Consider the following 12,199-nt stretch of genomic DNA (forward strand, 5'->3'; position numbering starts at 1 on the left):
GATTCCCAAGCGACGGGATGTCATCTACAACCGCGCCTCTTCATGCAAAGAGTGCGGCTCGATCGCGCGGGAAGCTTGTTTTGAACTTTTGCCAGCGATGCGTCTTCACCCCCGGACGGCGCTTTAGGTTTTCGGATGCGCTCTTGTTATTCCGGCGGAATTTTGCGCGGTATCTGTAACTCCGCACTCAACGCAGACGTTGCATTGTCAACATGCAATCTATCCAGAGAGGCTCAATGAATATTTCAATCAAAGCGATGACCGCTGTGCTGCTCGCGGCGGGACTCACCACTTCGCTCGCTCAGGCGCAGGACAATACTGCGGCGCCCGCGCCGAAGAAGCATGTCACCCATCGGGCTCCCAAGCCGAAGCCAGTACCGGCCGCGACTGCCGCAGAGCTTCAGGAGCTCAAGCAGGAGATGCAGACGCAGATCGATACGCTGAAACAGCAGCTTTCCGATCGCGATAGCCAGCTCAAGCAGGCGCAGGATTCAGCAGCGGCTGCCCAGGCCGCTGCGCAGGCCGCCCAGGCAACGGCGAATCAGCAGCAACAGTCTTTGACGGAGAACGCAAGCGCGGTCTCGACGCTGCAATCGACGGTCAGCGATCTGAAAACCAATCAGACCAATCTGGTAACGACGATTCAGGACGATCAGACTGCCGTCAAGAAGGCAATAGAGTCGCCAGATGCGCTCCACTACAAGGGAGTACTGATTACGCCGGGCGGCTACACCGCAGCTGAAACTGTGTACCGCAGCCGTGCAACCGGCGGTGACATCGCTACGCCGTTCAGCGCCATTCCATTTGATGGAACGAACGCCGCGCACATGAGCGAATGGTACTCGACCGCACGCCAGTCCCGTGTTTCGATGATGGTTACCGGCAAGACGGATTGGGGAACTCTTCGTGGCTACTGGGAGGCTGACTGGCTGGGCAGCGGCACTACCTCGAATAACAATCAGTCGAACAGCTATGTACTTCGCCAGCGCGTGATTTGGGGTCAGGCTGCTCTGAATAATGGATTGGCTTTCACGGGTGGTCAACTCTGGTCGTTGGCGACGGAAGACAAGACAGGCATTTCCAATCTGTCGGGCGACATCCTTACTCCTCAGACCATAGACCCGAACTATAACGCGGGCTTCGTCTGGACGCGTCAGTATGGTTTCCGCGCGACGTACTCGCAGAAGAAGTGGGCCATCGGCGTCTCCGCTGAGAACCCGCAGGTACTTGGACCTGGTGGTTCGATCACCCTCAATTCCGGAGTTGCTTACCTCTGGGGCCAGCCGGGTGCAAACGGTGGTCTCTATAATGGCGCAGTGAGCGATGGTTCTACGATCTCGCCCTCCTGCACGACGACTGTCAACCCGACCACTCTAGTCGCTACCACCACCTGCAGCCCGATTGTTCCCTCTGGGCTGACGACCTACGCGATCAACCCGGCTCCTGACTTTCTCGCAAAGGTCACGTTTGATCCAGGCTGGGGTCACTATGAAATCTTCGGCATCAGCCGTCTCTTCCGCGACCGTATTTTCAACTACACCAGCACAACAACGAACGGCGTCACCACAAACACCGTCAACAATGCTTACAACGACACCGAAGTGGGTGGCGGACTCGGCGGTAGCCTTCGCGTGCCGTTGTTTGCCAAGCACCTCGATGTGGGTCTGAAGGGTCTGTGGGGCACCGGCGTTGGCCGTTACGGCAATACCACGATCGCCGACGTTACGGTTCGTCCGGATGGCAGCTTCTCGCCGTTACACGCCTTCTCGGCACTGGGCACACTGGAGTATCACGCCACGCCACGGTTGGATATCTATGCCAACTATGGTGGGGACTACATCTACAAGACGCTCTACACGACAGCCTCAGGCAAGGTGGAAGGCTATGGCCTCGGCGAAGCATTCACGGGTTGCGGAACGGAAGGCCTGCCGACCTCGACAAGCTTCCCCGCTGCCAACTCTGGCTGCACGGGCCAGACCCGCGACGTACAGGAAGGCACCATCGGTTACTGGTATGACTTCTACAAGGGACCGAAGGGCCGCCTGCGCCAGGGCATCCAGTACAGCTACAGCGAGCGTTTGATCTGGGACAACCTGCTCCTTACTCCCGGCAATGTTTCGCCAAAGGGCATCGAGAACATGGTCTGGACCAGCTTCCGCTACTACATCCCATAGCCTGTTTGGCTTGAGACGCGAAGGGCGCTCCAACAGGAGCGCCCTTCTTCTTTTGCCCACAGAATTGATTAGAGCGGGGTTTTCGTCACGCGACGCAATGAGCATTTGGATCTTTGAGATGACTTAGTTCCGGCGACTCAGTGAAAGTGCCGTTGCCGTTGCCCAGCATCACGTCATAAGCATCTCCGTCATCGTTCGTGACGGCAAGATCGACAAGGCCATCGTGATTGAAATCAGCGGCAGCGAGGCGATAGATGGAGCCGGGCATCGGCAGGCGGAAAGACCAGCTGACACCGAAAGAACCTGCGCCGTCTCCGAGCAGAATTGAGACCGTGCCGGTGTGTGAATCGGAAACCGCCAAATCGAGTTTGCCGTCGTGATTAAAGTCCGCGGTTGCGATCGAAACAACGGATGAAACGTGAGCGATCTCGCCCGCAGAGATAAGACCGCCTTTGCCATCGCCAAGAAATTCAGTCAACGATCCATTGCCGTACCCGATCACCACATCTGAAACACCATCGCGATTGAAATCACCTGCAACAATCGACGTGGGATCACTTCCTGATAAAGGCAGAACTGAACTCCTCACATAACTGCCGTCTTTGCGTCCGAGAAGGACAATAAGCTCGCCATTACCGGGCACTCCGGGCTGAGGAGCTCGTGCTTCCACCAGATCAGGAATGCCGTCTTTGTCGAGATTCGCGACAACGGTCAGCACTGGGGCGGCATCTGCATCGTCATCGCTGCCGGCTGCAGCTACCAGAGCAAATGTTCCTCCGGGCGGAGGAAGCGACTTCGCATAAATAGGAGAGATGATCCCCGGAATTCCCATAGCCGCCATTAAAGTCACGATATCGGCGATTCGCTGCCGTCTTATGGCCATTGCTTCGTCCCCATTGCAAGACTACTCCCGAGGACCGCCCGGTGTCGCCGCGCACAGAAACAGACAAAGGGAGCGCAATCTCGATCCGCAATTCACGGGCGGTGTAAACTGGGAATCGAGCGGAAGTGGCGAAATTGGCAGACGCACCAGACTTAGGACTTGAATTTTCGTCCTTAGCACTGACCCGCACCGAAGCGCACCGGACCTCCTAAACCACAAAAAATCGTATGTTTAGGAGAAGATCATGCCTCGCACCGAGACGCCCCCAAGCGCACACAGTTCCGAACCCAACTGCCACCAAAACTGCCACTCGGACAGTGGCAATTGGTGGATAGTACGTGATAGTACGATTAACCCCATGGAACTCACTCAGGAGACTCTGCGCGCCCGTGTTCGCCTTCATCCCAAGACCGGATGCTGGGAGTACTGTGGCCCTTGCGATGCCAACGGGTACGGACGGGTCTTCATCGCCGGTAAAGAGAGAAAGGCTCCACGAGTTTACTTTGAGGTATTCGTTGGCCCGCTTCCCCAACGTGCTCGGCTCAAGCACGCTCTTGCGCCCGAAAAGTGCATCGGGGCACGATGCTGCAGTCCCGCCCACCTTACGGTCGAGCAGAGCTTCAACGAGATCAAGTTCGCGCGCCGCATCTGTCCCAAGGGCCACCTCATCGACGCCGATAATGCGGTCGTCGAACGCCGAGGGAACAATGTTCTCGTTCGCTGCCGCGCGTGCAGGCGGCTGGACTGGAGAACGAACAAACGCCTAGTGGCGAATCGCAGGCATCGCCGAGAGAACACCTCGACAGGGTGACGACCTTAATGCATCCCTCCGCCCGAGAGCAGGTCGAGTTTCTCAAACAATCCATACCCGTCAAATCGTGCTCGAGTGGGGTAGCGGGTCAGCTCGGGAATTGACTGAATCCCCGGATCGCCCTATACCTACCGCACATTCCGGATCACACTCCAGGACTCGGACACTCGAGTCGCCCGAGCGGTCCGATTCCGACTGTTCGAAGCGAGGGGTTATGGATAACCAGATTGAGAAGCTTCTCTACTCGCGCGAAGATGCGGCCGCCGCGCTCAGCATCAGCGTTCGATCCGTGGATTACCTGATCGCTGAAGGAAAGCTAACCAAGCGCAGGGTCGGCAGAAAAACCCTCATTCCCGTCGGCGACGTCAAGCGCTTCGCCCGCGCGGACCACCCGGAACGCATTCGAACCAGCGGCAAAGTCCGACATGAGGAACGGCTATATGGCACGCAATGAGCAGAAGCTCCGGGGCATCTATGAGATGCCTCCTGATTCGGGAATCTATTTCATCCAGTACTTCGATATCAACGGGAATCGCCGACGAGAGAAGGCCGGACGCCGATCCGACGCGATCACGCTCCTCGCCAAGAGAAAGACGGAAAAGCTTCAAGGGAAAAAGCTTCCTGAGAGCGTTCGGAGAGGACCTGTCCTATTTAGAGATCTGCTCGATGATGCGCTCGAAGTCAGCCGGGCAGAAAACGGGGTCGAAACAACTTACAACCACAGCCTGAAGTTCGAAGTGCTCCGCGAGTATTTCGGCGATCGCCAGGCGGAAAGCATCAACAAACAGGAGATCGTGCGCTTTCTCATGGATCTCGCAGACGAAAGAGAATGGTCTGCCGCCAGCTACAATCGCTGGCAGACTTCCATTTCTCTCGTCTTCCGAGTCGCAGTCGAGAATGAAAAGATTGCTCTGAATCCGGCATCAAAAATCAAGAAGAGAACGGAGAATAATGGCCGCATCCGCTTCCTCACCGACAGCGAGGAGAATATCCTTCTTCAATACATCGAAGAACATTATCCCGCGCACGTACCGGCGTTTCTCGTCAGCGTTCACACCGGAATCCGGGCCGGGGAACAATTTCGGATGCAATGGAATGATATCGATTTCGAACGAAGAATCCTAACGATACCCAAAACCAAGAACGGCGACATTCGCTACCTCCCTCTCAATGAAACCGCATTCGCTGCGCTAACCTTGCTTTCTAAGAAACGGTCCCAACTGCCCTGGGTCTTCCTGAATTCCGAAGGAGGACAGTTGAAAAGCCAGCGAGATTGGTTCGACCGAGTTCTCGAAGCAACAAAACTTCCGAATTATACCTGGCATTGCAACAGGCATACTTTCGCCAGTAGACTGGTTATGAAAGGCGTCGATCTCCGCACAGTTGGTGAGCTCCTCGGCCATCGAACGTTTCAGATGACTATGCGCTATGCTCATCTAGCGGCAGATCACAAGCACGAGGCGGTGTCTCGCTTGGACAGGACAACCAGTAAAGGTCGTTCAGCCAAACGGGTTCCGCGGAGGGCGGCTTAGCGGGAGTGGCGAAATGGCAGACGCACTTGGTTTAGGTCCAAGCGGAGAAATCCGTGGGGGTTCGAGTCCCTTCTCCCGCACCAACTTTCTATAGTCTTGTGTAAATACATCTCCCTTAGTTGAGTCTTTTCCTCGTTTTGTGCCCCTCCATTGGCCCAGTTCAGCGGCCCTTTCTCAACTGCGGCTTCATTGTGCCTCCCAAGCAGAGTTTCAGTCGATTTGACTGAGTTTTCGATTGCCCTGATGCTCAACACCTACGAGCGGAGGGTTCCGTATGTCCGAGAGCGCCTTCTATCGGCCGTTAGCCTGTACTGTCACGGCAGCAGACCTAGCAGTATTCCTTCACTACTTTCCACTTGCATGTGAAGCGTCGGAGACAAACCGTCCGTTCATGGTTACGATAACGGTCCTCCTATTCGCCTTGGGTAAATCGCTTGCCAACCTTTGGGAGGCCGCATGGCGATCGTCGCGACCTAAAGCCCCTACTACGATCCCGCCAGCCCCGCAGCTCTCGATGGTGGCGTCGGAAGGAGAGCACCATGTTTGATTCCGTTGAGGCTCTGTCGGTAAAGCTCGCAGCGACCGGCTACTTCATCGATCCACTGATGGCTAAGGTGGTGTTTCTCGCAGTCGCGTTGCGGAAACCGATCTTGCTCGAAGGTCCGGCTGGCAGCGGGAAGACCCAACTTGCTGTCTCGTTGGCGCGTGCGGCGAAAACACATGTGGAGCGCCTTCAGTGCTACCCCGGAATCACCGATAAGCAAGTCATCGGCGAATTCGACCACGGTCTTCAGCGACTCCACATGGAGTTCTGCAGGGACAAGGGCATGTCCTGGGAGGAAATTGTCGCGAACCTAACAGGCAGAGACTTCTACCGCCCCCGCGCGGTGATGCGAGCCTTCGAAATGTCATCGCCCTGCGTGCTGCTCGTCGATGAACTCGACAAGGTACCGGAAGAGATCGAGGCGATGCTGTTGGAAGCGTTCTCGGCCTGGCAACTCTCGATTCCGGAGTTCGGCACGGTCGAAGCGAAAAGCATCCCCATCGTCATCATAACGAGCAACGAAGAGCGGCGACTAGGTGATCCGATTCGACGTCGCTGCCTCTACATTCGCGTCGAGCACCCCACGCCGGAGCGGGAAGCCGAGATCATTTCCAATCGCATTCCGGACGCCACGTCTGAGTTTCATCGCGAGATCGCCGGTCTGGCGCGAGCCTTCAGGAATTACAGCTTGGAGAAGCCGCCATCGGTCTCTGAGATTATCGACACCGCGCTCGCGCTGAGACTCCTGGGAGCCCCAAACATTCAGGCGGATGATCGAGACTGGCTCCTGCCTTTCCTGGCCAAAACGGAGAAGGACCGGCGTCACCTGCTACTACGTGAAGGGTTCACCAGCCTTCTCGCCGATGGAGCCAAGTATGCCCGGGAAATTGAAACCACGCGAGGATCGCACGCATGACCCGTATTCTGACAATCTTCAGCGTTTTTTTGCTTAGCATGCCGGCGCACAGCCAAACAGGACCATCGTTCGCCGAGCGGTGTGTAGAACACTATGCCAGGCACTATAACGTTCCTCCGGAGCTGATCGCCGCTTTGATCGACATCGAATCCGGTTGGAATCCCCGTGCTGTGTCCGCCATGGGTGCCATGGGACTCATGCAATTGATGCCGTCCACGGCACGCCGTTTCGGAGCTGCGCAACCTTTCGACATTGAACAGAACGTCGCGGCAGGCACCCGTTACGTCACCACCCTGATGTGGGAGTTTCACGGCGATCTTCGACTGGTGACAGCGGCGTACTACGCAGGCGACCGCTGGGTTGGCGAGGCCCAACTCAACTACCGCAACCCAGATGTCATCTCCTATGTCCGCGCTGTCCGGCGACGATACGTCGCCCGCAGATTGCAGCAATCGAATTCTCTCAAGGAGGTACCAGCAAGATGAGATATCGCTGGATGATTCTGCTAGTAATACTGGTTCCGCTGAGTCTTAGCGCATTGGAGACGCCCGTCAAGGCGCGGATCGAGACGGTCCTTATCGATCCGGCTGCGATAACGCCGCTTCATCTTCGGCCCGGCTTCATCTCAACCATTCGCATGCCGGAGGAGATCAACTCCGTGGCCCTCGGCAGTCGTACGGAGTTCTCGGCGGACCACAGCGAAGGCGAGCCGCGATATGTCTACGTCAAGCCCATCACCAAGGAGCCGGCGCAATCGAACCTGGTCATCGCGACGAAATCAGGCTTGCACGTGACGCTCGAACTCATCAGCGATGGAGATAAGGACCCGAGTTCGGATCTCGCAGTTGATTTTCTCCTGGAATACGACCTTCCACACAGCTTCCTCATCTCCGCCAGTTCGGATTCCGATTCTACTGGTGCCGGCGCTGCCGAAGCGCGCACGCGAAATGCAGACGGCGGCAATCGAGGAGCCACGCTGCCGAGGTCGGAACTCGACGAAGAATACGCGATTGAAATGCGGGTCAACGCTCCCTCATGGGCTCACTGGGATGGCGAGCAGATTGAGACGTCGCTGGGAGACATTCGGCAATTGGGCAATCGCACCGCCGTTTCGTTCTCGGTCCTGAACCGCTCGGCTCGCCCAGTTGAGATCGTTCCGCCGCAGATCCAGATCGCTGGACGCAAACAGAAGAAAAAGAAGAAGGGTGCGACAGTGATCTCCGACCAGTTGGAGATCCGGGACTACCGACTCAGCGCAACAAGGCTCGGGGCCGGCGAAAGAGCCGACGGGGTAGTTGTCTTCGATCGGCCGAACTTTAAGCAGTCGACCGAGAAGCTCTTCCTCCAGATCTCACAGGCGGACCAGGTGGATCGCCCCATTCTCATCCACCTTCCATTCACACCGCCGTTCTCCGGGAATCCAGCCAAGGAGGAACAACGATGAGTACTAGCGAACTCAATCGCAACGAGCACAGCGCCTCTTCGGAGGAAGCGTTGCACGCTTCGCCTGCAAACGAAGTCCCGCGTCCGCAACCGCCAGCAGTTCCGGCGGAGTCTCAAACGGCCGCTGACCAGGTCGCCCAATCGGAACCGTCCGTGCTCGAACCCGCGGCAATTTCCGAGATCAAGCCTGGCCTCGACAAGAACAGAGCGCTGCTCCTCGGCGGCGGCCTCGCCACAGCCGTGCTCTTTTTTGTTTTCACGATGCTGGTGGCGCGGCAGCCCCACAAGGGGGCCGCCACGCTGATTCAGCAACCGCAGCAAGGAGGCGCGAAACCGCTTGCCGGTATTGCGCCACTCATGAAGCCGGTGAACAAACCGGAAACGGCGGACAATGACGGCCAACTCACGCTCGACGACATCAAGCGGATGCGCTCGCCAGATAGCTCCAGCAGTGCGCCGCAGGCGAAGCGCACGCCCTACACTTCAAAAGCAGCTGGCGGCAACGAATCTCTTGCGGCAGTGCCTTCCTTCGCCGAGACGCAACAGAAATGGGAAGAACCTCGCCCGTACGGAGAAAGCCGCGACAACAGGGCCCCGGCCGCGCAACAGGAACAGGCGCTTCTCAAGGAATCATCCATCGTGTTTGTGCGAACGCAGACTCAGTCACAGACAATTCCGAACTCTTCGACGGGATTGGGGACAATGGATGAGCCTTTTCTCGACGTCACTCCGGGCTCCCGAATCCTTGCCAAATTGAAGACAGAGATTTCTACCGCAGACGCAACTCTGGTTGTCGCGCAGGTGGAGTATACCTACGCAATTGGAGATCAAACGATCCTTCCCGCTGGCGCCGAGATCTACGGCCATATTCAACAGGCGGATCGCGCCGGGAACGTCTCCGTGAAATTTGAAGAGGTCGATCTTCTCGATGGCAGCAGAGAAAAAATCGAAGCCGTCGGGAAAGGGCTCGACATGGGACCAATCAAGGGGAAGGTCTACGGAAAGAACACGGGCAAGAACTTGCTGGTCAGGAGCGTGTCCGGGATCGGCTCCACTCTCGCGATGGTCTTCGGCAACAACACGAGCTCAGCATTCTCTGAGGACGACCTGATTCGCGAACGCCTGGCGGAGAACATCGGGACGGCCGGGGATTCCGAAATCATGAACATGGCCCTCAACAGCCGCGAATACGTTTCCGTTCCCGCTGAAACGAGGATCTACGTCGTGTTTACCAAGCACGAGGAAGGTTCACCCACTCTGCACAAGGTCGGCCCTTAGAACACTCCGAATGAATGCTTTCAACGCCCCTGGCACCCCTCGCCAGGGGCTTTTTTCGCGCATCCGAACACAGAAGCGTGAAATCGTGTGACCGATGCGGAGATCCCGATTCGCCGATAGCCATTAAACCCGCCCCCGCCGGAGCCACTGCACCATTCCCCGCCTTATTGCCTTTTATTGGCACGTTCAACGGTGGGTATCGTCTCGTCAACGGTCCATCCTCGCACGTTCTATGTCACTGCACGACTCCACCCAAGTTTGGCCTCGATGTGTCACTGCTAATCACGCTGCGGCATCGGGCAGAATGATTCACTGCTCCCGGCGACGTATTGTCGTAGCTTTTGTGTCACTGCTCCGTTGAGCCAGCATCGAGCGGTTTGTATCACTGCGCGCATCGGTCCAACATCACATCATATGGGCCAGAAACATGCTCGTAACCACATAAACATGGCTGCTCTCGAACGAATAGGGCGATAAACGTCTACTCCGGGGCTCCGACTAATACATGGGCCAACAATCACGCTTCTCTTAGAGACATTGCCGATGGAGGCAGTTGCCCATATTGCTCATCGAATTGCAATTCTTCCATCCCTATTGAAGTAATTCACGGCGCAGCGTTTGGTTTGACCGAGTTTTCAACTGGCCGCACTTTCTCCTTCGACACGGATGCCCCGAGCAGCCGAGTCCAGGAGAAAACCTATGAGAACTGCATCCGCAGTCTGGCGCGGCTCCGTCGGGTCAGCCCAAACTTCAACTATCTACCGGCCGAAAGAAATCAACTGGATTCAACTGGCCGTGAAAGTCGCTCTCGGGTTCATGCTGCTGGGTTACGCGATCGCGCCGTTCACGGTCACCGCGCAAAATCTGGGAACATCTCCACAATTCGGCCAGGCGGTCCAAGGCCAGCAGGCCACTACTGTGGAAGGCACAGTCCTGAACATAGTGAACTGGGGTTGCAATGTGATCGCCCCCGTGATTGCCGTGGCATGCCTGGGCGTGGCTGGCTGGCATTTCAAATCCGGCCGCGGGTATCTCGGCTGGGGCGTCACCGGCGTCGCTCTCATGGTCATCTCCGGTCTCGGGCGCATGGCCGAGGGCTTCATCACCCAGGCGCAAGGCATTCAGTAGCGGAGAACCGAGATGCCTGTGCCGCAATTCCTTCTCGATCTGCTGCAACTCTTGTTTGACCTAGCCGTTCCCGCGGCTTTCTGCACTCTCGCAGCCGCCGGCGTCAGCCTGCGGTATGAGGGAGGAACGAATTTTCACGTCGGGGGACGGTTCGGCAAGTGGATTCTGTGGACCGTCATTCTGCTTACTCTTCCCCAGATTCTTTCCTGGGTTGCGGCACAAGGCATCACGGTTCCCTCTGCAAGCGGCTCGGTCGGCACCAGTTGGCTCGCGAGCATGGAAACAGTCTTCAAAAGTTTTGTCAGCGATATCGTCGTCGCCAAGTTTGTTCCGATACTTGCCGGCTATTTCGTCCTGAAAGCGACTCTCGATGGCGCCGCGGGCGAGAGCCCGCTCGGCTCCGCTATCGCCGCGCTCTTCCTGATGTCGATCTCTGCGACGATGCAGCTCCTTCAGGGATGGAATTCGGGCGACGAATATGCGACTACGGACATGCTCAGTTCGCTCTGGAACTACGTTGCGGGCAAGATCATGCCGTCAGCAGCGGGGCTCGCATGCGTCGGCGCCGTCATCAACTACGTCCGTCATAGGCCTTGGGTGCGCTTGATCTTCGCAGCGATAGCATTCCTGACCGTAACCGGGCTTCTCAAGCTTCTGCAGGCCATGGCCGCATAAGGATTTGCCGATGAGTCTCGACGGCGCAATCACGAATCTCGCCTCATGGGCGGGGAACACGATCATGCCGACCATGGCCGGGCTGTTTTTTGCTGGGGCCGTTTACCGGTACAGCAAGGGAGAGGCCTTCGAACAGCTCCTCTATGGCGGCTTTGCCTCGCTCACCTGTTCGGGCATTCTCCGCGCACTCGAGGGATTCGTGCAACATGCCGGACCAACCAGTTCCGACGGCTATTGGATCGCCCTTATGACGCTCACCGACTACACCGCCAACGTAATCCTTCCCGTCTTTGCTCTGACTCAGTTGGGCGCAATGGCACTTCACATGGGTGGCGTCCTTACAGAGATTTACCCGGGCTCTACATGGATTCGGAAGTTCATTGCAGCGATTGGAGCGTTGAGTGTATCCGGCATTCTTCGCCTTGCCGAATCGCTGGTGAGCCACGCACAGGGGATCGGGGGTTAAACATGAGTCTCAACATCACGCAGGTGCATAGAAACCTTCACACGAAGGTTCAGTTTCTCGGACTGGAGTTCGAGGACCTGATCCTGGTACTCGCCATTGCGGCACTGATGAACCTGCTCGCCCACTTCGTGAGCAATACGGCGCACGTGTTCGGGATACCTCTGAACATTTTTATGGAATTCGTGGTGCCTCTCCTCGCTGTGCCTTTCTTGATTCTGTTCAAGTACGGCCGTCCACGCGGATATCTGACCGATTTGGCGCGTTCGCTCATCGCCCCCAAAGCTTGGAGCGCACTTGAGCGAGATTCAGAGTTGGACCATCCTTACATTCACGACGACGCGGAGTGACC

Annotated in this window: 12 protein-coding genes and 1 tRNA gene; 12 read left to right on the forward strand and 1 reads right to left on the reverse strand. The window is 57.0% G+C overall.

The genetic code is table 11. The annotated features are described in order from the left end of the window. Positions 1-236: 236 nt before the first annotated feature. On the forward strand, positions 237-2,174 hold the full coding sequence (locus OHL22_RS13215) for a hypothetical protein (RefSeq protein ID WP_263338020.1): 1,938 nt from the start codon (positions 237-239) through the stop codon (positions 2,172-2,174). 85 nt (positions 2,175-2,259) lie between these two features. Here the strand turns inward: OHL22_RS13215 and OHL22_RS13220 are convergent, their stop codons facing one another. Continuing rightward, positions 2,260-3,057, reverse strand: a complete 798-nt coding sequence (locus OHL22_RS13220; RefSeq protein ID WP_263338022.1) for an FG-GAP repeat domain-containing protein — start codon at positions 3,055-3,057, stop codon at positions 2,260-2,262. Positions 3,058-4,082: 1,025 nt separating this feature from the next. Here OHL22_RS13220 and OHL22_RS13225 point away from each other — a divergent pair. From OHL22_RS13225 to OHL22_RS13275, 11 genes are all read left to right on the forward strand, one after another. Next, entirely contained in the window at positions 4,083-4,322 is a 240-nt protein-coding gene (locus tag OHL22_RS13225) for a helix-turn-helix domain-containing protein (protein ID WP_263338026.1), read from the forward strand. Then, positions 4,309-5,400 (forward strand): tyrosine-type recombinase/integrase, encoded by a 1,092-nt coding sequence (locus OHL22_RS13230; protein ID WP_263338028.1) that lies wholly within the window; start codon positions 4,309-4,311, stop codon positions 5,398-5,400. Before OHL22_RS13225 ends, OHL22_RS13230 begins: the two co-directional genes overlap by 14 nt. After that, a tRNA-Leu gene (locus tag OHL22_RS13235) sits at positions 5,400-5,483 on the forward strand. The genes OHL22_RS13230 and OHL22_RS13235 overlap by 1 nt, the downstream gene beginning before the upstream one ends. 456 nt (positions 5,484-5,939) lie before the next feature. Further along, the gene (locus OHL22_RS13240; protein ID WP_263338031.1) at positions 5,940-6,860 is read left to right on the forward strand and encodes an AAA family ATPase; all 921 of its coding nucleotides are present in this window, start codon (positions 5,940-5,942) and stop codon (positions 6,858-6,860) included. Further along, on the forward strand, positions 6,857-7,345 hold the full coding sequence (locus OHL22_RS13245) for a lytic transglycosylase domain-containing protein (RefSeq protein WP_263338034.1): 489 nt from the start codon (positions 6,857-6,859) through the stop codon (positions 7,343-7,345). The genes OHL22_RS13240 and OHL22_RS13245 overlap by 4 nt, the downstream gene beginning before the upstream one ends. After that, positions 7,342-8,304 (forward strand): hypothetical protein, encoded by a 963-nt coding sequence (locus OHL22_RS13250; protein ID WP_263338037.1) that lies wholly within the window; start codon positions 7,342-7,344, stop codon positions 8,302-8,304. Before OHL22_RS13245 ends, OHL22_RS13250 begins: the two co-directional genes overlap by 4 nt. After that, positions 8,301-9,581 (forward strand): TrbI/VirB10 family protein, encoded by a 1,281-nt coding sequence (locus OHL22_RS13255; protein WP_263338041.1) that lies wholly within the window; start codon positions 8,301-8,303, stop codon positions 9,579-9,581. The genes OHL22_RS13250 and OHL22_RS13255 overlap by 4 nt, the downstream gene beginning before the upstream one ends. 699 nt (positions 9,582-10,280) lie before the next feature. After that, the gene (locus tag OHL22_RS13260; protein ID WP_263338046.1) at positions 10,281-10,709 is read left to right on the forward strand and encodes a hypothetical protein; all 429 of its coding nucleotides are present in this window, start codon (positions 10,281-10,283) and stop codon (positions 10,707-10,709) included. 12 nt (positions 10,710-10,721) lie between these two features. Beyond that, complete coding sequence (locus OHL22_RS13265) at positions 10,722-11,384, forward strand: hypothetical protein (protein ID WP_263338053.1); 663 nt, start codon at positions 10,722-10,724, stop codon at positions 11,382-11,384. Between the two features lie 10 nt (positions 11,385-11,394). After that, the gene (locus tag OHL22_RS13270) at positions 11,395-11,850 is read left to right on the forward strand and encodes a hypothetical protein (RefSeq protein ID WP_263338056.1); all 456 of its coding nucleotides are present in this window, start codon (positions 11,395-11,397) and stop codon (positions 11,848-11,850) included. Between the two features lie 2 nt (positions 11,851-11,852). Continuing rightward, the gene (locus OHL22_RS13275; RefSeq protein ID WP_263338058.1) at positions 11,853-12,197 is read left to right on the forward strand and encodes a hypothetical protein; all 345 of its coding nucleotides are present in this window, start codon (positions 11,853-11,855) and stop codon (positions 12,195-12,197) included. The last annotated feature ends 2 nt before the right edge of the window (positions 12,198-12,199 follow it).

Origin of the sequence: Acidicapsa dinghuensis (assembly GCF_025685685.1) — a bacterium.
GTDB classification, from domain to species: domain Bacteria; phylum Acidobacteriota; class Terriglobia; order Terriglobales; family Acidobacteriaceae; genus Acidicapsa; species Acidicapsa dinghuensis.

Coding starts and splice junctions, on each gene's coding strand:
- OHL22_RS13215 (WP_263338020.1), top strand. CDS start 237: ATGAATATTTCAATCAAAGCGATGACCGCTGTGCTGCTCGCGGCGGGA.
- OHL22_RS13220 (WP_263338022.1), bottom strand. CDS start 3,057: ATGGCCATAAGACGGCAGCGAATCGCCGATATCGTGACTTTAATGGCG.
- OHL22_RS13225 (WP_263338026.1), top strand. CDS start 4,083: ATGGATAACCAGATTGAGAAGCTTCTCTACTCGCGCGAAGATGCGGCC.
- OHL22_RS13230 (WP_263338028.1), top strand. CDS start 4,309: ATGGCACGCAATGAGCAGAAGCTCCGGGGCATCTATGAGATGCCTCCT.
- OHL22_RS13240 (WP_263338031.1), top strand. CDS start 5,940: ATGTTTGATTCCGTTGAGGCTCTGTCGGTAAAGCTCGCAGCGACCGGC.
- OHL22_RS13245 (WP_263338034.1), top strand. CDS start 6,857: ATGACCCGTATTCTGACAATCTTCAGCGTTTTTTTGCTTAGCATGCCG.
- OHL22_RS13250 (WP_263338037.1), top strand. CDS start 7,342: ATGAGATATCGCTGGATGATTCTGCTAGTAATACTGGTTCCGCTGAGT.
- OHL22_RS13255 (WP_263338041.1), top strand. CDS start 8,301: ATGAGTACTAGCGAACTCAATCGCAACGAGCACAGCGCCTCTTCGGAG.
- OHL22_RS13260 (WP_263338046.1), top strand. CDS start 10,281: ATGAGAACTGCATCCGCAGTCTGGCGCGGCTCCGTCGGGTCAGCCCAA.
- OHL22_RS13265 (WP_263338053.1), top strand. CDS start 10,722: ATGCCTGTGCCGCAATTCCTTCTCGATCTGCTGCAACTCTTGTTTGAC.
- OHL22_RS13270 (WP_263338056.1), top strand. CDS start 11,395: ATGAGTCTCGACGGCGCAATCACGAATCTCGCCTCATGGGCGGGGAAC.
- OHL22_RS13275 (WP_263338058.1), top strand. CDS start 11,853: ATGAGTCTCAACATCACGCAGGTGCATAGAAACCTTCACACGAAGGTT.